This window comes from Pseudomonas sp. YH-1 (genome assembly GCF_051990045.1).
In the GTDB taxonomy this organism is placed as follows: Bacteria; Pseudomonadota; Gammaproteobacteria; order Pseudomonadales; family Pseudomonadaceae; genus Pseudomonas; species Pseudomonas nicosulfuronedens.
The window spans coordinates 4,693,476-4,714,851 of record NZ_CP178184.1; the positions used below are offsets into that span (position 1 = coordinate 4,693,476).

Annotated in this window: 19 protein-coding genes, 1 pseudogene and 1 riboswitch; of the genes and pseudogenes, 14 read left to right on the top strand and 6 right to left on the bottom strand. The window is 66.6% G+C overall.

From position 1 onward, the window contains the following. The first annotated feature begins 32 nt into the window (after nt 1-32). The 14 genes from ACKI1H_RS21535 to ACKI1H_RS21600 all read left to right on the top strand — a co-directional run bounded on the left by ACKI1H_RS21535 (nt 33) and on the right by ACKI1H_RS21600 (nt 13,837). Nucleotides 33-944: a bile acid:sodium symporter family protein gene (locus ACKI1H_RS21535; RefSeq protein WP_138520876.1), complete on the top strand. Its 912-nt coding sequence runs from the start codon at nt 33-35 to the stop codon at nt 942-944. Then, a complete protein-coding gene (locus ACKI1H_RS21540) occupies nt 941-1,684 on the top strand; it encodes a sulfite exporter TauE/SafE family protein (protein ID WP_138520877.1) in 744 nt (247 codons plus the stop codon). Before ACKI1H_RS21535 ends, ACKI1H_RS21540 begins: the two co-directional genes overlap by 4 nt. Then, the gene (locus ACKI1H_RS21545; protein ID WP_440466253.1) at nt 1,681-3,474 is read left to right on the top strand and encodes an N-acyl-D-amino-acid deacylase family protein; all 1,794 of its coding nucleotides are present in this window, start codon (nt 1,681-1,683) and stop codon (nt 3,472-3,474) included. The genes ACKI1H_RS21540 and ACKI1H_RS21545 overlap by 4 nt, the downstream gene beginning before the upstream one ends. A gap of 492 nt (nt 3,475-3,966) precedes the next feature. Beyond that, nucleotides 3,967-5,136 carry an MFS transporter gene (locus ACKI1H_RS21550; RefSeq protein WP_440466254.1) on the top strand — a complete coding sequence of 390 codons (1,170 nt, stop codon included), beginning with the start codon at nt 3,967-3,969 and terminating at the stop codon, nt 5,134-5,136. Nucleotides 5,137-5,359: 223 nt separating this feature from the next. Beyond that, a riboswitch (guanidine-I (ykkC/yxkD leader) is annotated at nt 5,360-5,462 on the top strand. A gap of 44 nt (nt 5,463-5,506) precedes the next feature. Next, nucleotides 5,507-6,514: an ABC transporter substrate-binding protein gene (locus ACKI1H_RS21555; protein ID WP_440466255.1), complete on the top strand. Its 1,008-nt coding sequence runs from the start codon at nt 5,507-5,509 to the stop codon at nt 6,512-6,514. Between the two features lie 53 nt (nt 6,515-6,567). Next, nucleotides 6,568-7,590, top strand: coding sequence for a fatty acid desaturase family protein (locus ACKI1H_RS21560; protein ID WP_440466256.1), 1,023 nt, complete (start codon nt 6,568-6,570; stop codon nt 7,588-7,590). 2 nt (nt 7,591-7,592) lie between these two features. Then, nucleotides 7,593-8,366 carry an SDR family NAD(P)-dependent oxidoreductase gene (locus ACKI1H_RS21565; protein WP_440466257.1) on the top strand — a complete coding sequence of 258 codons (774 nt, stop codon included), beginning with the start codon at nt 7,593-7,595 and terminating at the stop codon, nt 8,364-8,366. After that, entirely contained in the window at nt 8,366-9,115 is a 750-nt protein-coding gene (locus tag ACKI1H_RS21570) for an SDR family NAD(P)-dependent oxidoreductase (RefSeq protein ID WP_440466258.1), read from the top strand. Before ACKI1H_RS21565 ends, ACKI1H_RS21570 begins: the two co-directional genes overlap by 1 nt. Further along, nucleotides 9,115-9,990 carry a DMT family transporter gene (locus tag ACKI1H_RS21575; protein ID WP_138520883.1) on the top strand — a complete coding sequence of 292 codons (876 nt, stop codon included), beginning with the start codon at nt 9,115-9,117 and terminating at the stop codon, nt 9,988-9,990. The genes ACKI1H_RS21570 and ACKI1H_RS21575 overlap by 1 nt, the downstream gene beginning before the upstream one ends. After that, nucleotides 9,987-10,751, top strand: coding sequence for a creatininase (locus ACKI1H_RS21580; RefSeq protein WP_440466259.1), 765 nt, complete (start codon nt 9,987-9,989; stop codon nt 10,749-10,751). The genes ACKI1H_RS21575 and ACKI1H_RS21580 overlap by 4 nt, the downstream gene beginning before the upstream one ends. Continuing rightward, complete coding sequence (locus ACKI1H_RS21585; protein ID WP_280055865.1) at nt 10,748-11,386, top strand: cysteine hydrolase family protein; 639 nt, start codon at nt 10,748-10,750, stop codon at nt 11,384-11,386. The genes ACKI1H_RS21580 and ACKI1H_RS21585 overlap by 4 nt, the downstream gene beginning before the upstream one ends. Beyond that, nucleotides 11,374-12,141, top strand: a complete 768-nt coding sequence (locus ACKI1H_RS21590) for a hypothetical protein (RefSeq protein ID WP_440466260.1) — start codon at nt 11,374-11,376, stop codon at nt 12,139-12,141. Before ACKI1H_RS21585 ends, ACKI1H_RS21590 begins: the two co-directional genes overlap by 13 nt. Continuing rightward, nucleotides 12,138-12,968 carry an ABC transporter permease gene (locus tag ACKI1H_RS21595; RefSeq protein WP_440466261.1) on the top strand — a complete coding sequence of 277 codons (831 nt, stop codon included), beginning with the start codon at nt 12,138-12,140 and terminating at the stop codon, nt 12,966-12,968. The genes ACKI1H_RS21590 and ACKI1H_RS21595 overlap by 4 nt, the downstream gene beginning before the upstream one ends. Before the next feature lie 5 nt (nt 12,969-12,973). Then, nucleotides 12,974-13,837, top strand: coding sequence for an ABC transporter ATP-binding protein (locus ACKI1H_RS21600; protein WP_440466262.1), 864 nt, complete (start codon nt 12,974-12,976; stop codon nt 13,835-13,837). Nucleotides 13,838-13,897: 60 nt separating this feature from the next. On the opposite strand, the gene ACKI1H_RS21605 is transcribed toward ACKI1H_RS21600, so the two are convergent. The 6 genes and pseudogenes from ACKI1H_RS21605 to ACKI1H_RS21630 all read right to left on the bottom strand — a co-directional run bounded on the left by ACKI1H_RS21605 (nt 13,898) and on the right by ACKI1H_RS21630 (nt 21,304). Continuing rightward, nucleotides 13,898-14,428 (bottom strand): hypothetical protein, encoded by a 531-nt coding sequence (locus ACKI1H_RS21605; RefSeq protein WP_138520891.1) that lies wholly within the window; start codon nt 14,426-14,428, stop codon nt 13,898-13,900. 96 nt (nt 14,429-14,524) lie between these two features. Continuing rightward, nucleotides 14,525-15,580 (bottom strand): c-type cytochrome, encoded by a 1,056-nt coding sequence (locus tag ACKI1H_RS21610; RefSeq protein WP_440466263.1) that lies wholly within the window; start codon nt 15,578-15,580, stop codon nt 14,525-14,527. A gap of 9 nt (nt 15,581-15,589) precedes the next feature. Next, nucleotides 15,590-15,970, bottom strand: a complete 381-nt coding sequence (locus ACKI1H_RS21615; RefSeq protein ID WP_440468899.1) for a c-type cytochrome — start codon at nt 15,968-15,970, stop codon at nt 15,590-15,592. Beyond that, nucleotides 15,971-16,180: pseudogene (locus tag ACKI1H_RS21620) on the bottom strand (c-type cytochrome); the annotation flags it as partial. A gap of 455 nt (nt 16,181-16,635) precedes the next feature. Continuing rightward, nucleotides 16,636-20,574, bottom strand: coding sequence for a trifunctional transcriptional regulator/proline dehydrogenase/L-glutamate gamma-semialdehyde dehydrogenase (putA, locus tag ACKI1H_RS21625; protein WP_440466264.1), 3,939 nt, complete (start codon nt 20,572-20,574; stop codon nt 16,636-16,638). A 406-nt stretch (nt 20,575-20,980) separates the two neighbouring features. Beyond that, a complete protein-coding gene (locus ACKI1H_RS21630) occupies nt 20,981-21,304 on the bottom strand; it encodes a winged helix-turn-helix transcriptional regulator (RefSeq protein WP_440466265.1) in 324 nt (107 codons plus the stop codon). Nucleotides 21,305-21,376: the final 72 nt, after the last annotated feature.

Consider the following 21,376-nt stretch of genomic DNA (forward strand, 5'->3'; position numbering starts at 1 on the left):
GCTCCCCGCCCTCCTGCTGCGGGAGAACGGCGATGCCTGAAGTCCATCTCGAATTCTCCGGCGGTTCGATGATCGCCCTGAACGCCATCATTGCCCTGATGATGTTCGGCGTATCGCTGGAACTGCGCCGCGACGACTTCGCCCGCATCCTGCGCCAGCCCAAGGCGCCGGTGATCGGCATGCTGGTGCAGTTCCTGCTGCTGCCCGCCGCCACCTGCCTGCTGACCATTGCCCTGCCCATCGACCCGGAACTGGCGCTGGGGATGATCCTGGTCGCCACCTGCCCCAGCGGCACCTTCTCCAACATCATGACCTGGATGGCCCGCGGCAACGTCGCAGTGTCGGCCAGCGTCACCGCCGTATCCGGGCTGAGTGCGGGCATCTTCACGCCGCTGAACTTCGCTCTCTACGCAGGGCTGAACCCGGCGACCCGCGACCGCCTCACGCAGATCCACATCGACCCGCTGGAGCTGGTGGGCATGGTGGTACTGGTGCTGATCCTGCCGATGCTGCTGGGCATGACCCTGGGCAAGCACAGGCCACAACTGGCGCGGCGCCTGGAGAAGCCCATGCGACAACTGTCGCTGCTGGTGATGCTCGGTTTCGTCGGCATGGCGTTCGCCAAGAACTTCCAGCAGTTCATGGCCTACTTCCACCTGTTCTTCTGGCTGGTCCTGCTGCTCAACGGCACCGCACTGCTGCTGGGCTACACCTGCGCGCGACTGTGGAAGCTGCCGGACGCCGACGTACGCGCAGTGACCCTGGAAAGCGGCATTCACAACTCGGCGCTGGGCATGGCGCTGATCCTCACCTTCTTCCCGCAGGCCGGCGGCATGCTGCTGATCGCGGCGTTCTGGGGCTGCTGGCAACTGTTCTCCGGGCTGGTCCTGGCGCAGCTCTGGGCGCGCCGCGAACCTCGCGTAGCCGTTGTGGCCGCCCCATGAACGCACCCGCCATCGCCCTGGGTGGCTTCATCCTGCTGGCCTACACCCTGGAAGCCATCACCGGCTTCGGCAGCGTGGTAATTGCCCTGTCCCTCGGCGCGCTGTTGATGCCCATCGAGACGCTGCTGCCGATCCTCGTGCCGCTGAACATCGGCATGACCGGTTACCTGTGCTGGCGGCACCACCGGCTGATCGACACGCGCTTGCTGCTACGCACCGTACTGCCAGGCATGCTGCTGGGCATGCTGGTCGGCTATCTGCTGCTGCCGCACCTGGACCCGCAGCCGCTCAAGCGCGGGCTGGGCGTGTTGATCCTGTGGTTCGCCGGCCGCGAACTGTGGCGCCTGCGCGCCAGCGCCCCGGAGCGCGGCAGAACACCGAACTGGGTGGTGCGGCTGGCCACCGGCGCCGCCGGGGTCTGCCATGGCCTGTTCGCTTCCGGCGGGCCGCTGCTGGTCTACGCACTCTCCACTCGCCCGCTGGACAAGACCCGCCTGCGCGCCACCCTGGTCTGCGTCTGGTTCACCCTCAACGGCCTGCTGACCGTCGCCTTCCTGCTTGACGGCCGCCTGCACCCGGCGCTGCCCCAGGTGCTGGCCTACGCACCCCTGCTGCTGCTCGGCGTGTGGCTGGGCGAACGCCTGCACCAGCGTTTCGAAGAACGCCATTTCCGCCTCGCCATCCACTGCCTGCTGCTGGTCAGCGGCGTCCTGCTGCTGTCGCCCTGGAGCCTCCTGTGAGCTACGACATCATCATCAAGAACGGCCTGTACTTCGACGGCAGCGATGCCCCCGGCAGCCTGCGCCACGTCGGCATCAAGGACGGTCGCATCGACACCCTGAGCGTCAGCCCGCTGGACGAAAGCGGTTGCCCGGAAGTCATCGACGCCAGCGGCCGGTGGGTCACCCCCGGCTTCCTGGAAATCCACTCGCACTACGACGCCGAAGCCATCGCCGCGCCGGCGCTGAAAGAGTCGGTGCGCCATGGCGTGACTACCGTGTCGGTCGGTTCCTGCTCCATCAGCATGGTGCTGGGCGAGGCCGAGGACTGCTCGGACCTGTTCACCCGCGTCGAAGCCGTGCCGCGCGAGCAGGTGCTGCCCATCCTGCGCGACAAACGCACCTGGAAGGATGCCAAGGGCTACCGTGCCTTCTATGACCAGCAGCCGCTGGGACCGAACCTCTGCTCCTTTCTCGGCCACTCCGAGCTGCGCGTGACGGTGATGGGGCTGGAGCGCGCCATCAGCGGCACCAAACCCACCGAAGCCGAACTGCAGCGCATGGAAGAACTGCTGGAGCAAGCGCTGGACGCCGGCTGCTTCGGCCTCTCGGTGATGACCACGCGCCTGGACAAGATGGACGGCGACCGCGCCTGGTCCAGCCCGCTGCCCTCCACCTTCGCCAGCTGGAAGGAGTTCTCCCGCCTGTTCGCCGTGCTGCGTCGACGCAACGCGCTGATGCAGGGCGCGCCCAACGCCGTCACCAAGATCAACGTGTTCGCTTTCCTCTACCAGGCCCACGGCTGGTTCCGCCGCCCGCTCAAGTGCTCGATGCTCACCGCGCTGGACCTGAAATCCCAGCCCTTCATGCACCGCATCACCCGCGCCTCCGGCTGGGTCGCCAACCGCCTGCTGCGTGGCCGCTACCGCTGGCAGACCCTGCCCGCGCCCTTCGTGGTGCGCATCGAAGGGCTGAACATGAACGGCTTCGAGGAGTTCGGCGCCGGCGAAGTGCTGCGCGACATCAAGGACCCGGAAGAGCTCTACACCAGAATCCAGGACCCGGCTTTCCGCGAGCGCTTCAAGAAGGACATCAAGGCGACCCTCAGCCTCGGCCTCTGGCACCGCAACCTGTCCGACTGCTGGGTGCGCGAATGCCCGGACGCCTCCCTGGTCGGGCGCAACTTCGAGGACATCGGCCGCGAGCGCGGGCTGGATCCGGTGGACGCCTTCTTCGAGCTGGCCGGCCAGTACCGCAATGACCTCAAGTGGACCACCTGCTACGGCAACCACCGCCCCGAAGTCATGGGCAAGCTGCTGGCCAGCCCCTGGACACAGCCGGGCTTCGCCGACTCCGGCGCGCACCTGGCTTCCCATGCGCAGTACAACTTCCCGCTGCGCATGCTCAAGTACGTGCGCGATGCCGAACTGGCCGGGCAGAGCTTCATGGACACAGGCCGCGCCATACACCGCCTGACCGGCGAGCTGGCGGACTTCGCCGGGATCGACGCCGGCTATATCCGCGTCGGCGACCGCGCCGATCTGGTAGTGGTCAACCCGGCCGGGCTGACCGACGAGCTGGACGACGTCTGCGAAGCCTCGATGGAAGTGATCGGCCTGACGCGCCTGGTGAAGCGCAACGACGATGCTGTGGACGCCACCCTGATCAATGGCCGCGTTGCCTATCGCCGCGAAAGCGGCTTCCCCGAGGCGCTGGGCAAAGAGCGCGTATTCGGCACCTTCCTGCCGGGGCGCGATGTATTGAGCCGGCCACAGGAAGTGCCGTCGGGCAGCCCGGTTTACGGTCGGTAAGATCGGTGTTACCGGCGGTTCGCAAGTCGTAGGATGGGTGAAGCGCAGCGATACCCATCGATCCCGCACGCGGTCAGCATAGGTATCGCTGCGCTCCACACCATCCTACCCAGCACGTTCTGCAGACACTGCGGACGTAGCTCGACCGCGCAGCGGGCCGAGATTGACGGTCTGACGCGCACTCACTAGAGTGCGCGTTTTCCTACGTCCTACGCTGTATCCGCACCATGACCCCGTTCTGCCGCTTCGCCGACTCATCGCTCGCCCTCCTCCGGGAGCCTCCGCGTGTGCGCAAGGTCGATGCCGTGCTGAACCTGCGTCGCAGCGTTCTCTTCGCCTTCACCTTCTCTCCTCCCACCGGCTGCTGAGCCGGACGCCGCGCGCCTTCGCGCCGGTCACTCCGCACTTCGAATCCGCCCCCCGGTGAATCCCGGCGGGCTCGTTTGCATTTGCCGGCCCGTGGCATGAGCGCCCGGGCATGAGAAGGTCTCCATGAATACCCCAGCCATCCTCAACAAACCGCTTCTCGCGGTGCTGCTGTTCGCCGTGTCCATCGTCGGCCTGAGCCTGGGCGCGACGCTGCCGCTGGTGGCGCTGCGCTTGCTGGAGAAGGGCGCCAGCGCCTTGCAGATCGGCATCCTGTCGGCGGTGCCAGCGGCCGGCATGATCCTCGCCGCCACCCTGGTGGACCGCGCCTGCCAGCTGATGAGCCGGCGCCGCCTGTACCTGCTGTGCTTCGTGCTGTGTACCGCCAGTACCCTCGCCATCGAGTTCAGCAGCCATTCCCTCTGGGCGCTGGCCGCCGCGCGCCTGGCGCTGGGTGTCGGCATGGGCATCGCGATCATCCTCGGCGAGGCTTGGGTCAACGAGCTGTGCGGCGAGAAGAATCGCGGCACCATCGTTGCCCTCTATGCGACCAGCTTCACCGCCTTCCAGCTGCTCGGCCCGACCCTGGTAGCACTGCTCGGTGCGCAGACGCCCTGGGTGGTGCTGCTGGTCAGCGCCGGGCACCTGGTCGCCCTGGCTACCGTGGCCTTCGCGATGCCCGAGGAAGGCCTCCACGAACACGTCGAGGAGCCGCGCAGCTTCTCCCTCGCCGGCTTCCTGCGGGTGGCCCCCGCGCTGTGCATGGGCGTGCTGTTCTTCTCCTTCTTCGACAGCGTGGTGCTCTCGCTCTTCCCGGTGTACGCCTCCAGCCATGGCTATGCAGTGGGCATCGCCGCCTTCATGGCCACGGTGATCCTGCTGGGCGACATGCTCTTCCAGCTGCCGCTGGGCTGGCTTTCCGACCGCCTGGACCGCTCCAGCCTGCACCTGCTGTGTGGCGTGGGCGCCATGCTGATCGGCCTCGCCCTGCCCTGGCTGATTTCCCAGCCTTCGCTGCTGTGGCCGGCACTGATGGTCCTCGGCGCAGTGGCCGGCGGCGTCTACACCCTGGCGCTGGTGCTGATCGGCCAGCGCTTCCGCGGCCGCGACCTGGTCACCGCCAACGCCGCGGCCGGCATGCTCTGGGGCGTCGGCAGCCTGCTCGGCCCCCTGCTCAGCGGCAGCCTCATGGACCTCGGCCCGCAGGGCGTACCGGTGGCGCTGGCGCTGGCCGCCGGGCTGTTCGTGGCCACCGCGGCTGCCTCGCTGCGGCGCACCGCTGTGAGCGCCGCCTGATGCCTCAATAGAAGGCAAGGCGCCTCGACTTGGTGCCGTCGCATGTCCACGCGGCAACCGCTCTGTACCGGGGATTCACGCTAAGCGCTTGAAATCCCCGGCGCTTTTTTCCGTGATCAAAAGCTGGCATTTCAATTGCTCTGTCCCCTGCAACGGGATGCATCACCCACGGCAAGGTAGCCACCGGGTGGGCGAACGCTGCAAGGCACACACTGGAGTTGCACCAGAGGCGAACTAGGGTTCCGGTCCTTTCACGAGGATGTCTGGTCCGAGAGTTTTCCGGCCCTAGGGACAGGGCTACACGGCGGGAGAAAAGCCCGGGAGACGTGATGTCATCCCGTGCCGATTTCCAACCGTTAGGAGCAATGCCATGACCATGCCGCTTTCCCTGCGTTCCCTGCGCAAGACCCTGCTCGGTGCCTGTCTGCTTGCTGCCGCCGGGGTCGTGCCACTGACGCTCCAGGCCGCCGAGAAGCTCAAGATCGGCACCGTTGTCTGGGCCGGTTACGCGCCCTTCTACGTCGCCGACAAGCTCGACCTCTACAAGCCCCACGGGCTGAAGGTGGAGCTGCAGTTCTTCAACGACCCGGCGCTGATCCCCACCGCGATGACCGGCGGCGCGCTGGATGGCGGCATGCTCACCTACGACCAGGTGGTCGGCGGCGTCGCCAAGGGCCAGCCGTACCGCGTGGTGATGCCCATCGATTTCTCCAATGGCGGGGACGCCATCGTCGCCGACAAGTCGATCAAGTCCGTCGCCGACTTCAAAGGCAAGAAGATCGGCTTCAACCCGCTCTCGCCTTCGGACTTCCTGCTTGCCTATGCGCTCAAGAGCCATGGCCTGAGCGACAAGGACGTCAGTCCGGTGAACATGACCCCCGAAGGCATCCCCGGCGCCATGGCCTCGGGCAGCCTGCCGGTGGGCGTGACCTACGAGCCCAATGTCTCGCAGATCCTCGGCATGCCCGGCGACAAGTTCCACGTCGTGTATTCATCAAAGGACGCGCCGGGCCTGATCACCGACGTGCTGGTGTTCAACCAGGAGGTCATCGGCAAGCGCCAGAAGGCGATCACCGCGATGATCCAGGGCTACGCCGACGGCCTGGCCTACATGAAGGCGCACCCGGATGAATCCGCCGAAATCATCGGCAAGGTGCTCGGCGTCAGTGCCGCCGAGGCCAAGGAGCAGATGGCCGGGGTCTACAACATCCCACTGGCGGAAATGAGCAGGAACTTCGAGAAGTCCGACGCCACCAACTCCTTCTTCGGCAGCGGCGCGGTGATCGCCCAGCTGCTCAAGGAGAACAGCCAGATCCCGGCGATCCCCGACTTCGCCCAGACCTTCGACGCCCAGTTCGTCCAGGCCCTCGCCCAGTAAGGCACCCACCCGACGCTCTCGCCGGGACGGCGGGAGCGCTCACGGAGGTCTCCATGTCCGCGTCCCTGTACCGCTACGCCGATGGCCGGCTGCCCAACAGCCTGGCCCTGGCTTATGCCTTCGGTGGCTATGCCGCCGGCTTCGCCCTGCTGTTCGCCGATCACTGGGCGCTCAACGCCATCGGCACCCTGCTGCTGGGCCACGCGATGATCGTCGCGGCCTACCTGATCCACGAATTCGCCCATGGCACCATCTTCGCCAAGCCGGCGCACAACACCTGGGCCGGCGAAGCCTGCAGCTGGCTCTGCGGCAGCTGTTATGCGGGCTTCCAGGACCTGCGCCGCAAACACATGCGCCACCACGTTGACCGCGCCGACGTGATCACCTTCGACACCAAGGCCTTCCTCGCCCGCAGCCCGCGCTGGGTGCGCGGCCTGGTGCTGACCGCCGAATGGGCCTATGTGCCGGCAGTGGAGCTGATCATGCATTACTACGTGATCCTCCTGCCGTTCATCACCGACAACCCGCGTCACCGCGCCAACCGTCGCCGCGTAGCACTGACACTGCTGGTGCGTGGCGTGCTGTTCGGTCTGGTCGCGGCAGTCTCTATCAAGGCGCTGCTGCTGTACTTCGTCGCCTGGACGCTGATGATCATCGTGCTGCGCTTCACCGACGCCTACCAGCACACCTACGACGCCTTCGCTGTGTTGGAGGACGGCGGCAAGATTCCCGACGACAAGGCCCGCGACCGCACCTACGAGCAGATGAACACCTACAGCAACGTGGTATCGGTGCGCTGGCCGGCGCTCGACCTGCTACTGCTCAATTTCGCCTACCACAACGCCCACCACGAGAAACCCGTGGCCCCCTGGTATCGCCTGCGCAAGCTGCACCACGAGCTCTACGGTGAGGGCTACAACCAGGTGCTGCCCATGCACCTGCTGTTCAAGAGTTTCCACCAGCATCGCCTGCGCCGTGTGGTAGACGACCACTACGGCGAAGTTGCCCCCGAGGGCAAGGACCGCGCCGACGGTTTCTACGGCGCGGTCGGCGTCTCCTTCCTGACGGCGGTCTGAAGATGATCGATTACCGGGGCAAACGCGTGCTCATCAGCGGCGCCGCCAGTGGCATCGGCAAGGGCCTGGCGCGGGCATTCGCCGAACAGGGCGCGACGCTGGAACTGCTCGACCGCAATGCGGCGGCCCTGGCTGCCGTCGTGGAAGAGCTGGCAGCGCTCACCGGCATCCGCAGCCAAGCGCTGGACCTGGGCGACAGCGCCGCCATCGCCGACTTCACCACTCTGCGCGACGGCGCGCCGCTGGACGTGCTGATCAACAACGCCGGTGTCGAATACGCCACGCCGCTGGAGGGTGGCAACGCCGAGTCCGACCAGCGCTGGCAGGCGCTGCTGGACAACAACGTCGCCTCGATGCTGCGCCTCACCCGTGCCCTGTTACCGCAACTGCATGCCGGCAGCAGCGTGATCAACCAGGCCTCGATCTGGGGCCTGAAGGGCGTGCCGGGCTTCTCCGCCTACGTCGCCAGCAAACACGCGGTGATCGGGCTGACGCGCTCGCTGGCCTGGGAGCTCGGGCCACGGCGCATCCGCGTCAACGCCGTGTGCCCCGGCTGGATCGCCACCGACGCGGCGATGCGCTCGCTGCAAGTGATGGCCGCCGCCAATGGCCGCAGCGAAACCGATGAGCTCGCGCAGATTCTTGCCGCCCAGGCGGTGCCCGAACTCCTGACGCCGGCCGATCTCGCCGGCACCTTTCTGTTTCTCGGCAGCCCATTGGCCAGTGCCCTCACCGGCCAATCGCTGTCGGTCAGCCATGGCGAGGTCATGCACTGATGAAACCGCTCGAAGGACAGACCGCGCTGGTAACCGGCGCCACCCAGGGCATCGGCCGGGCCATCGCACTGGCCTTGGCGGAAGCCGGCGCGCAGGTGTGGATCAACCACCTCGACCAACCGCAAGCCGCCACCGCCCTGGTAGCGCGCATCGCCTCCGCGGGCGGCCGCGCCTATGCCGTCCAGGCCGACGTCGCAGTGCCGGAACAGGTGGCCGAGATGTTCGCCCGCGTGCTCGCCGAAGGTGAGCTGGACATCCTGGTGAACAACGCCGGGATCATCCTGGAGAAGCCGTTCCTCGACACCAGCGAGGACGACTGGGCGACGCTGCTCGGCGTCGACCTGCACGCGGTCTACCGCTGTTGTCGCCATGCCCTGACGCACATGCAGGCACGGGGCAGCGGCAGCATCGTCAATATCGCCTCGGAGCTGGGGCAGCTCGGCCGCGAACGCTATGCCGCGTACTGCGCCGCCAAGGCCGGGGTGATCGGCCTGACCAAGGCGTTGGCGCGGGAATTCGCCCCGCATATCCGCATCAACGGCGTGGCGCCGGGCCCGGTGGAGACGCCAATGGTCTCGGTGGAACACATGAGCGAGGCGATGATCGCCCGCGAAACCGCGATCCCCGCCGGCCGCCTTGGCCAACCCGAGGAGATCGCCGCGGCAGTGCTGTTCCTCGTCTCGCCCGGCGCGAGCTTCTTCCACGGGCAGATGCTCGGCGCCAATGGCGGCGCCTGGATGGGCGCCTGATGCGCGCGGAAATCGTCCTGCTGCTGGGCGCCGCCCTCTGGGGACTGGGCTGGATGCCCCTGGCGCACTTTGCCGGTCAGGGTCTTGCCGGGATGCCGCTGGTGCTCTGTACCTATGGACTGCTCTGTGCGCTGGCCGTGCCGCTGGTGCTGGGCCAACACCGGCAATGGTGGTCGCAACGCGGCGCCCTGCTGGCCATCTGCGTATTCGGTGGCTGGGCCACGGCCGGGCTGGTGGCGGCGTTGTCCGAGGGCGACGTGGTGCGCGCCATGCTGCTGTTCTACCTGGCGCCAATCTGGGGCCTGCTGGGCGGCCGGCTGCTGTTCGGCGAGCGCCTGACGCCTTCACGGCTCGGCGCCCTCGCCCTGGCCATGCTCGGCATCGCCCTGACCCTCGGCATCAGCCACGACACCTTCCGTCCGTTGACCGCCAGTGACTGGCTGGCGCTCTCCGCCGGCTTCGCCTTCGCCCTCAACAACCTGGCCACCCGCGCCGCCGAGCAGGTGCCGCTGACCAGCAAGGCGGTGGTCGGCTTCATCGGCAGCGCCGCGCTGGGTGGCTTCTTCTGCCTGCTGCAAGGCACGCCACTGCCCATCATCGAGACTCATCAATGGCTGCAGCTGGCGGGCTTCGGCCTGTTCTGGCTGGCCGCCATGGGCGCCGCGCAATACGGCTTCAGCCACGTCGAGGCGAGCCGCGCCGCCGTGCTGGTGGTGATCGAACTGCTGGTCGCCGTGCTCACCGCTGCCTGGTTCGGCGAGCGCGAGCTGGGCCTGCGCGAATGGCTCGGCGGCTCCCTGGTGCTGGCAGCGGCGCTGATCGCCGCACGCCCCTCTTCCACCCTTTCCCCCACTCTCTGCGAGGCCGAATCATGACCGTCCGGATGGACCAGCTCAGCTGGGTCGAATATGAACGTCGCGTTCGCGAGCAATCCCCCGTGGTCTTCCTGCCCTGCGGCGCCACCGAGCAACACGGCCCGCACCTGCCACTGGGCACCGATGCGTTGCTGGCCAGTGCGCTGTGCGAGGACGTGGCCCGCCAGGTCGACGGCCTGGTCGCACCGGCCCTCTCGTACGGCTACAAGTCCCAGCCCAAATGCGGCGGAGGCCAGCACTTCTGCGGCACCACCAGCCTCGACGGGCAGACCCTGATCGCCCTGGTGCGCGATGCGGTGCGCGAGTTCGCGCGCCACGGCGTCACCCGCCTGGTGCTGGTGGACGGCCACTACGAGAACCAGTGGTTCGTCACCGAGGGAATCCAGCTCGCCCTGCGCGAGCTGGGGCCTTCCAGCCCGCTGGAAGTGATGCGCCTGGAGCACTGGGACTTCTGCAGCGAGTCCACGCTCAGCGACGTATTCCCCGACGGCTTCCCCGGCTTCGCCCTGGAACACGCGGCCGTGATCGAGACCTCGCTGATGCTGCACTACCTGCCCAATCTGGTGCGCCTGGACCTGATCCCCGACGACGGACCAGCCGACTTCCCGCCCTACGACATGTACCCCAGCCGTACCGCATGGGTCCCGCCGTCGGGTGTGCTGTCCTCGGCGCGCGGCTCCAGCGCCGACAAGGGCCTGCGCATGGCACGGGACATCGGCGGCGGCATTGCCGATGCCGTGCGCAAGGAGTTCCGGCTGTGAGCACCGCACTGATCGTCATCGACATGCAACGCGACTTCTGCGCTCCCGGCGGCTATGCCGACCAGGCCGGGCTGCAGATCGACCGCCTGCGCGCACCGATCCCGGCCATTTCCCGACTGCTGGACAGCGCCCGCGCCCTGGGTCTGCTGGTGGTGCATACCCGCGAGGGGCACCGCCCGGACCTCACCGATCTGCATGACAGCAAGCGCCGCCGCGCCGAACACGCCGGCGCCCCCATCGGCGCACGCGGCCCACTGGGACGGTTGCTGGTGCGCGGTGAATATGGCCACGACCTGATTGATGAACTGCGACCCTTGGCCAACGAGCCGGTGATCGACAAACCCGGCTACAGCGCCTTCGCTTACACCGACCTGGACTTGTTGCTGCGTCGTCAGGGCATTGGTCACCTGGTGCTGTGCGGGGTCACCACCGAAGTGTGCGTGTCTTCCACCCTGCGCGCGGCGGTAGAGCTGGGCTACGCCTGCACCCTGGTCAGCGATGCCTGCGGCTCGCCGAGCGCCGAGCTGCATGCCGCCGCCCTGGCCATGGTCGAGGTGGAAGGCGGACTGTTCGGCCGCGTGCTGGACAGCCGCTCCGTGCTCGCCGAATGGGAGGAAAACGCATGCCTGGCCTGAACATTCCCGTGGTACCGCCCGCCTACCTCGGTGTCTGGCAGCGCACCCTGCTGACCACCACCGCCGGCACCCACGACACCAGCACCCGCGTCTACTGGCTGCAGACCGAGCGCCTGTTCGCCGATCTGCGCATCCCGCTCCCGGCACCACAGTCGCCGGAGGAGCTCGCCACCCAAGCAGGTTTCGCCGGCATCACCGAAGTCGTCGGCCAGCGCTGCCAGTGGCACCGGGCAATCGACTTCCAGCCGCCCAATGGCGGCCTGGACATCGGCCGCATGCATTTCGAAAGCAGCGAGAAGGTGCTCGAAGACGGCCTGGACGGCAGCTACCACGAAATCTGGGAACGCCTGCCGGAGTCCATCGGGCGCAATCGCGGCACCTGGCTGTCCGCCGCCGATGGCCGCCAGGGCTGTCTCTTGCTGGCCGGTGACTGCTTCCTCTTCGCCGCTGGGCGCCGCGAGCCGCTGCCCATGGCTGACTCACTGGCGGCGTTGCTGGCAAGCGACATCCCGGAACTGCTGGATTTCGAATTGTCCTTCGGTCGCCACCAGGGCGGCGCAACGCCCTGGCAGATCGAACTGTCCACCCTGCCCGCGCGCATCGGCACCGCGCTCTTGCCGGCCGATGCCGACCCGGACCACCCCGACCTGTTGTGCAACACGCACTGGCTGAATGGCCTGGGCGCCACACCGCCAGCGGGTGGTTGGCAACCTTGCCAGCGCCCCCTGTTCCACGATGAGGAGGTGACGCCATGACCGCCCACCAACCCCTGCCCAGTCCCGTCGCGCAGCCCGCCCGCCAACGCTGGTGGGTGATTCGTGGCGAGCTGCCGCGCAGCGCCATCTGGTCCCTGGCCGCCGCCGGCCTGCTGCTGCCCCTGCTGCTCTGGTGGACCTACAGCGCCGCCGGGCTGGCCAACCCGATGTTCTTCCCCGGCCCGGACGCCGTGCTCAAGCGCATCGGCCACTGGTGGAGCGACGAAGGCCTGCTCGGCGACATCGCCATCAGTGTCTACCGGGTGATGGCCGGCTTCCTCGCTTCGGCGGTGATCGCCCTGCCACTGGGCCTGTACATCGGCACCTACCGCCCGGTGCAGGCGTTCCTCGAACCCCTCACCGACTTCATCCGATACATGCCGGCGGTGGCGTTCATTCCGCTGGTCATGCTCTGGGTCGGCATCGACGAAGGCTCCAAGGTGCTGATCATCTTCATCGGCACCTTCTTCCAGATGGTCCTGATGGTCGCCGAAGACGTGCGCCGCGTGCCCATGGCGCAGATCGAGGCGGCGCAGACCATGGGTGCCAACCGCGCGGAGATCGTCAAGCTGGTGGTCCTGCCCTCGGCCCGACCGGCACTGCTGGACACCCTGCGCATCACCTGCGGCTGGGCCTGGACCTACCTGGTGGTGGCCGAACTGGTGGCCGCCAACTCCGGCCTGGGCTACGCCATCCTGCGCGCCCAGCGCTACATGCAGACCGACAAGATCTTCGCCGGCATCCTGCTGATCGGCGTCATTGGCCTGCTCACCGACCAGGCCTTCCGCTGGCTCGGCCGGGTGGCCTTCCCCTGGATGAAGAGGTAATCGCCATGAGCCAGAGCAAGATCAGCATCCGCCACGTCGACAAGGTCTTCAGCAGCCAGGGCCGGCAGGTGCAGGCACTGCAGGACGTCAACCTGGAGATTCGCGCCAACGAATTCGTCACCTTCGTCGGCGCCTCGGGCTGCGGCAAGTCCACCCTGCTGCGCAGCATCGGTGGCCTGGAGCGCCACAGCGGCGGCGAAATCCTCGTCGACAGTCGCGCGGTGGATGGCCCCGGTATCGATCGCGCCATGGTCTTCCAGCACTACAGCCTCTACCCCTGGCTGAAGGTGACGGAGAACATCAAGTTCTGCCGCCGGCTCAAGGTGGTCTCCGACACCGTGCGTGGTGACGCCGACGTGGAGGTAGCGAGCGGCCGAGCCGACGCGCTGCTCAACCTGATGGGCCTGTCTGCCTTCGCCCAGGCCTACCCCAACCAGCTCTCCGGCGGTATGCAGCAGCGCGTGGCAATCGCCCGCGCGCTGATGCCCAAACCGCAGATCCTGCTGATGGACGAACCTTTCGGTGCGCTGGATGCGCAAACCCGCGAGGTGATGCACGACCTGATCCGCCATGTGCATCGCCTGGAGAACAGCACCATCCTGTTCGTCACCCACGACGTCGAGGAAGCCATCTACCTGGGCGGCCGCGTGGTACTGATGGCGCCCCGCCCCGGCCGCATCGACAGCGTCTACGAGGTGCCGCTACCGGCCGAGCGCAATCAGGACATGAAGGTCTCGCCCGAATTCATCGCCCTGAAGAAGGAAATCCTCGCGCGCATCCGCGAAACCTCGGGCATGAGTACTGACCTGGAACTGCTGGAACAGCTGACCCGCACCGTGCAGCACGAGGGACAAAGACCCCAGGGTTGAAAACCGTGCTGCCCTGTCACTCGCGCAGGTGCCAGCAGGTCGTCGCCTTCAATTGCGAGGTCATTCGGCCGGTCGGTCACTTCCCAGTCCCGGTGGCAGTGGTCCGAGGAACATCTTCCTGAGGCGATCACGGCCGATCACCCTCGCCAGCTCCGAGATGACGCAGTACATGAAGATCAAGGTGATGAGCAGAATCTGCACCGCCCAGAAACGAGGCCAGTTCATGGATGTCCACAGCATGGAGTTCGCGTCCATCAGACTGGGGGCCTCTTTCCAGTACTCGTAGAGTCGCTCCAGGTAGTGCACGCAAAGTGCGACCAGGGCGTACATCAGGGTCTTCCAGGTGACGTTCCAGATCAGCGGCTTTTCCGGGAAGCGGTTGATGAACGGCAGCATGTCGGCCACCAGTACCGACTTGCCGAGTACCAGCGAGGCGATCAGGACCGAAGCCGTCACGGGCAGCGGCACACCCGTGCCCTTGATCATGAGTGCGCGGATGGCAGCGACGATGTGCAGAATGACGAAGAAGAAAATGGTGGGCGGAAGTGCCTTGATGAACTCGTGCTTGATCTTGAGCAACACCGTGTTCATATGCGTCCCCTTTCTGCCGCTAATGCGCTGTGATCGAATTTGTTCATGGAGCCCACCTGGCGGAGGGTCGATGCCATCAGGTCATACCGCTGCCATTCAGGGCTGCACGCCGGCCGGGTAGGCCCGGCTGCCGAGCACCGCCCCGTCGAGCGTTTGGCCGTAGTAGCCCTGATCGGAGGCGTGGAAGTCTTTCGCCGTCCTGGCGACATCCCCCTTGAAGCGCGGGTCCTGCGGCCGTTCCCGGCTGTTCATGTAGGCCGCTACGTCCCAGGCCTGCTGGACGTTGAGTTGCACGCTCTTGCCCAGCGGCATGTTCTCGTAGATGAAAGTGGCGGCGGTATTGACCCGGTGCATGCCTGCGCCCCAGTTGTAGGACTCGCCGCCCCACAGCGCAGGGATCACCGGCACGTCGGCCATCCTGCGGCCTTCACCCTGCTCGCCATGGCAGATCGCACAGTGCTCGGTATAGACCTGCTGGCCCCGTTGTGGCGAGTAGGCCTGCGGCGGTGCCGGCAAGGCGGCAAAGGCACGCCCGGGCATGCGTTCGCGCCCCTCCATCTTCACTCTGTCCGCCAGTGGTCCCGGCAGGACGAAGGATTCGTCTCGACCGCCGCGCTGCAGTTCAGCGTCGCTGAGTTCCGGCACGGGCTTGTCCTGCATGCCGTACATATCCAGCAAGCCACCCATGAGCAACCAATAGGAATAGGCCGACATCGCCACCAGCTCGGGTGAGCCCAGCTCGGGGGCCTTGCCGTTCATGGAGTAGTTGAAACAGCCCTGGATGCGCTCGGCGAAGTTGTTCACGCGGTTGTCTTTCTTGCGGAAGGCCGGGTAAGCCAGGTAGGCCGCCCACATGGGTGCGGCGTAGGCCTTCGTGCCGGCGTCCAGGTGGCAGTTGGTGCAGTTCAGCTGGTTGCCTACATAGCGGCCCTTGAGCTGCTGGGTATTGACGAACAACTGGTAGCCACGGCGAATCTTGTCGCCGAAGGCGCCGTCGGGGATCTTCGAGAGGTCACGTGGCGTGAAGTAATGGGCATCCTTGGCCTTGGGTTGTGCGCTGATTTCTTCCATCGACGTAGTCACCGCATCGGCTGCTTGTACCGGCAGCGCAACGCTTCCCGCCAAGGCCATGCAGAGCAGGGTTCTGTTCATGAGCACTCCTCAGCGAATCGCCGCCAGATAGCTGGCCAGCGCAGTGATGTCCTTGTCGTTCAGGCGCTTGGCGATCGCCCCCATCATGCCTTCCGGGTCGCCACCGCGCTCACCCTTGCGCCAGGCCTGCAACTGCGCCTGCAGATACGCCGCCTGTTGCCCGGCGAGCCGAGGAAATGGCCCCGCGCCGACGGCCGAGGGGCCGTGGCAGCTGAAACAGGCCGGAATGTCGCGGGACAGGTCACCCTGGTAGTAGAGCTTTTCGGCTGGCGAGGCGGCAGGCTGTTGCCCGCGAACCTGCAGCGCCGGCAGCTTGCCCTGGGCGGCGTAGTAAGCGGCAGCCGGCTGCAGCAGATCGGCCGAGGCGTAGGCCTCGGCCATTGGCCCCATCAGCGCATTACTGCGCTGCCGTGAGTTGAAAAGCGCCACTTGCGCCGAAATATAGTCGGCCGAGAGCCCCGCCAACATGGGCCCTTGCGCCGTACCCTCGCCGTGCATGCCATGACAGACAGCACAGGCTTGTACCGCATCCGGTACTTCATCGGCGATGGCCGCTCCGGTGACACAGGAAAAAACCAGGAATGCAGGCCATCTGCGCATCGAGTATCCCGCCTCTATGTGCTGCGACAGCCGTGAGTGTAGGTGAGGTCGGCTTTCCTATCCTTCCACCCGGAAGACAAGTCATCGTTTTCGCTGGCCGCCGCACAGTGCAGCTGAACCGCGGTAGGAAGCATCGTATTGATGGACTGGGGCGAGGCTCATTCAGCCGCTGGCGCGGCGGCGCATCCATCGGTTGAGCCCTGTTGGCGGGTCGCCCGAGGCCGATGGACTATCCCTCGATGCAATAGGCCAACGAGGTGCATCGATGAAATCGGCGGAGCGGGTAGCTCCGCCGTTGTGCCGGGCACGAAGCCCGAAACGGATTGCGCAGGAAGCGCGAGGGGAACGGCCTGCCGGGAGCGGGTAGCTCCGCCCGGAGGCTGGCAGGCCGGGTGGTCGCGGTGCGACCGTGAAGCTGGCCGGCAGCGCCCGGTGAGGCGCTACCGGCACCGTCGTCAGCCGATGGTCATCAGGCTGGCGTTACCACCGGCAGCGGCGGTGTTGACGCTCAGGGCACGCTCGATCAGCAGGCGCTCCAGGGGGATATCGGTTTCCCCGCGGTTCAGCCCGGTGACGCCGACGATGGCGCCCTTGCGCTGGCTGGCCTGCTCGCAGACCGCACGCAGCTGATCCGAATCGCCGTGGTGCAGGATGGCGTCGAACACCTTGTCGGTGCTGCTCCAGTCGGCGACCAGCTCGATGCGCTGGACCACCTCCTTCGGTAGTTCCTTGACCACGGCGGCGTTGGACTCGGCTACCAGCGGGCGGCTGCCGACGCTGAGCACAGCAGCCAGCTGGGCCAGCAGGTCGGCGCGGTCTTCGGCCAGGCAAAGCACGTGCTCACGCGGCAGCAGGGTATAGGTGTTGCGCTCGCCGGTCGGGCCGGTGAGCACCTGCTGGGTGAAGCTCTGCGCGAGCTCGCCATAGCCGCTGAGCAGGGGCGCCAGGGCGGCGTCCTTCTGCCCTGCCCACTTGGCCAGGGCTTCCACGGCCTGCTGGGCGTCCTTCGGACGTGGCAGTGCCTGGGCGCCATCGCCCTTGAGCTGGTTGGCCACCGCATCCTGCGGACGGGTCGACAGCAGGCGATACAGGTACAGCGGGCCGCCGGCCTTCGGACCGGTGCCGGACAGGCCTTCGCCACCGAAAGGCTGCACGCCGACCACGGCGCCAACCACGTTGCGGTTGACGTAGAGGTTGCCAACATGGGCAGTGCCGACGACCTGGGCAATGGTCTCGTCGATACGGGTGTGCACGCCCAGGGTCAGGCCGTAGCCGGACTCGTTGATCTGCGCGAGCAACTGGTCCAGGTCCGCACGCTGGTAGCGCACCACGTGCAGCACCGGGCCAAAGATTTCGCGCTTGAGTTCGCTGAAGCTGTCCAGCTCGATCAGGGTCGGCACGACGAAGGTGCCGCGCTTGATTTCCTCGGCATCCACGCGGGCGCTCTGGAATACCTTGCGGCCTTTGTCGCGCATGGTCTGGATGTGCTTGTCGATGTTGCCCTTGGCTTCTTCGTCGATCACCGGACCGATGTCGGTGTGCAGGCGCTCCGGCGCACCGACGCGGTACTCGGCCATGGCGCCCTTGAGCATCTGCACCACGCGGTCGGCGGCGTCTTCCTGCACGCACAGTACGCGCAGCGCGGAGCAACGCTGGCCGGCGCTGTCGAAGGCGGAGTTAACCACGTCGACCACCACCTGCTCGGCCAGCGCCGAGGAGTCGACGATCATCGCGTTGAGGCCGCCGGTTTCGGCGATCAGCGGGATGGTGCGGCCCTGGGCGTCGAGGCGGCCGGCAATGTTGCGCTGGAGGATGCCGGCGACTTCGGTGGAGCCGGTAAACATCACGCCACGCACGCGCTCGTCACCAACGAGACGGGCACCGACGGTTTCGCCACGGCCCGGCAGCAGCTGCACAGCACCGGCCGGTACGCCGGCTTCGAGAAGGATGCGCACGGCTTGCGCGGCGACCAGCGGGGTCTGCTCGGCGGGCTTGGCCAGCACCGTGTTGCCGGCGGCCAGGGCGGCAGCTACCTGACCGCTGAAGATCGCCAGCGGGAAGTTCCACGGGCTGATGCACACCACCGGACCCAGCGGGCGGTGGCTGTCATTGGCGAAGTGGGTGCTGGCCTGGGCGCCGTAGTAGCGCAGGAAGTCCACTGCCTCGCGCACTTCGGCGATGGCGTTGGCGAAGGTCTTGCCCGACTCGCGCACCAGCACACCCATCAGCGACTGGATTTCGGCTTCCATCAGGTCGGCGGCGCGCATCAGGATGGCGCCACGCTCGGACGGCTGGGTGGATTGCCAGATCTGCGCGCTGGACAGCGCACCGAGGATGGCGTTGTTCACGTCGGCTTCGCTGGCCTCACGCACATGGCCCACCACGTCGCGCAGGTCGGCCGGGTTGCGTACCGGCTGCGGCTCGCCCGGCGCAGCGTCGGCCAGGCCCAGCATCGGCTCGGCGACATAGGCGTGGTTGGTGCTCGACAGCAGCGCCGAGGACAGCGAACCCAGGCGGTGTTCGTTGGCCAGGTCGATGCCGGCGGAATTCAGCCGGGATTCGCCATAGAGGTCACGCGGCAGCGGGATGCGCGGATGTGGCAGCCCGAGGGTGCCTTCCTGCGCGGCCATCTGCTCGACCTGCAGCACCGGGTCCAGCACCAGGTCCTGGAGGGAGATGCTGTGGTCGGCGATGCGGTTGACGAACGAGGTGTTGGCGCCGTTTTCCAGCAGGCGACGAACGAGGTACGCCAGCAGGGTTTCATGGCTGCCTACCGGCGCGTAGATGCGGCACGGACGGTTGAACTTGCCGTCGGCGACCTTGCCTACCACCTGCTCGTACAGCGGCTCGCCCATGCCATGCAGGCACTGGAACTCGTACTGGCCCGGGTAGTAGTTCTGCCCGGCCAGCTGGCAGATGGCCGACAGCGAGTGGGCGTTGTGGGTGGCGAACTGCGGGTAGATGGATTCCGGCACCGCCAGCAGCTTGCGCGCGCAGGCCAGGTACGACACGTCGGTGTACGGCTTGCGGGTATAGACCGGGTAGCCTTCCAGGCCGTTGACCTGGGCCAGCTTGATCTCGCTGTCCCAGTAGGCGCCCTTCACCAGGCGGATCATCAGGCGGTGACGGCTGCGCTTGGCCAGGTCGATCACGTAGTCGATCACGTACGGGCAGCGCTTCTGGTACGCCTGGATGACGAAGCCGATGCCGTTCCAGCCCGCCAGCGACGGTTCGAAGCACAGGCGCTCGAGCAGATCGAGGGAGATTTCCAGGCGATCGGCTTCCTCGGCGTCGATGTTGATGCCGATGTCGTAGTCGCGGGCCATCTTCACCAGGCCGAGCACGGTCGGGTACAGCTCGTCCATCACACGGTCGTACTGTGCGCGGCTGTAGCGCGGGTGCAGCGCGGAGAGCTTGATCGAGATGCCCGGGCCTTCGTAGATGCCACGGCCATGGGAAGCCTTGCCGATGGCATGGATCGCCTGCTCATAGGAAGCCAGGTAGCGCTTGGCATCCTCATCGGTCAGCGCGGCTTCGCCGAGCATGTCGTAGGAGTAGCGGAAGCCACGGGATTCCATGTTCGCCGCATTGGCCAGGGCCTCGGCGATGGTTTCGCCGGTGACGAACTGCTCGCCCATCAGGCGCATGGCCATGTCCACGCCCTTGCGGATCAGCGGCTCGCCGGACTTGCCGATGATGCGGTTGAGCGACGAGGACATGCCGGCTTCGGTGTGCGTCGCCACCAGCTTGCCGGTGATCAGCAAGCCCCAGGAGGCCGCGTTGACGAACATCGACGGGCTCTGGCCCAGGTGCTGGCTCCAGTTGCCGTTGCTGATCTTGTCGCGGATCAGCGCGTCACGGGTGGCCTTGTCCGGGATGCGCAGCAGCGCTTCGGCCAGGCACATCAGCGCCACGCCTTCCTGGGACGACAGGGAGAACTCCTGCAGCAGGCCCTGCACCAGGCCCTGGCGGCCACCGGCGTTCTTCTGGTTGCGCAACTTCTCGGCGATGCCCAGGGCCATCTTGCTGGCGGCACCTGCCTGCTCTTTCGGCAGGCGTGCCAGGTCCAGCAGCATCGGCAGCGCCTCGGTTTCCGGTCGGCGGTAGGCGGCAGTGATGGCCGCGCGCAGCACGGACTGCGGCAGGATGCTCTCAGCGAAATCGAGGAAGACCTGCAACCCTTGTTCGTTCAACGCATCCAGCGATTCCTCGCCCGCCGCCGCAGCCAGGCCAGATTGCTCGGCCGGCGTCAGACCGCCTTCGACCTGCTCCAGGTAGGAGAAGATGGCCTGCTTGATCAGCCAGTGCGGGGTACGGTCGAGTTGCTGGGCAGCCAGCTTGAGGCGCTCGCGGGTGGCGTCGTCGAGCTTCACGCCAAGGGTGGTGGTGGCCATGGGGCTTCCTGTTGTTAGAAGGTGTGCCTGAAAACGGCGCAAGGTTATACCGCCGAATCCCAAGGTGCAACCAGGTGCAACCCAATAAAAACAAGCCTTTGGTCGTACGCGCAAATCCGGTGCAACCGGTGACATTTCCCACACCAGGCGCTACCAAACGGAGCACGGCGACAGGCTCGCCTAGCTATAACCCACGAGATCTGGCCAGGCGGCAGGAAGAAAGCAGTGTTCGTGCCAGGGCTGGAAAAGGTGCAACCCTGAGCTTTGCAGGAAATCGACGGTAGGAGCGAGCCAAGCTCGCGATCACGACCATGGGCGCATCGCCACGCCCGTCACACCCTTTCCGTTAGCGATCATGAGACTTGCCAACGCCGGCCCTGCAGGCGGACCACGGGCGCGACCGCCCTTAAGCTTCCGGGCGGGCCTTGAGCCAGAGGCCGAAGGTCTTCACCACGTCCACCACCGGCCGCAGGCGGCCACCGTCATCGCTCAGGCAGTACTCCACGCGCGGCGGAACCTCGGGGTACACGGTTCGAATCACCAGCCCCGCCTCTTCCAGCGCGCGCAACTCGGCGGTCAGCACCCGCTGGGAAATCTCCGGCATGTCACGGCGCAACTCGTTGAAGCGCTTGCTGCCATCGAGCAGGTACGACACCAGCAGCAGCCGCCAGCGCCCACCGATCACCCGCATGGCCTCCTCGACCGAGCAGCCCGAAACGTTCTTCTTCATCTGTCCTTCCCGGTAACCTTTTTGTGCCCAGAGCACAAAAAAGTGCGTTCTTACGCGCTGCATCGGGAGCAG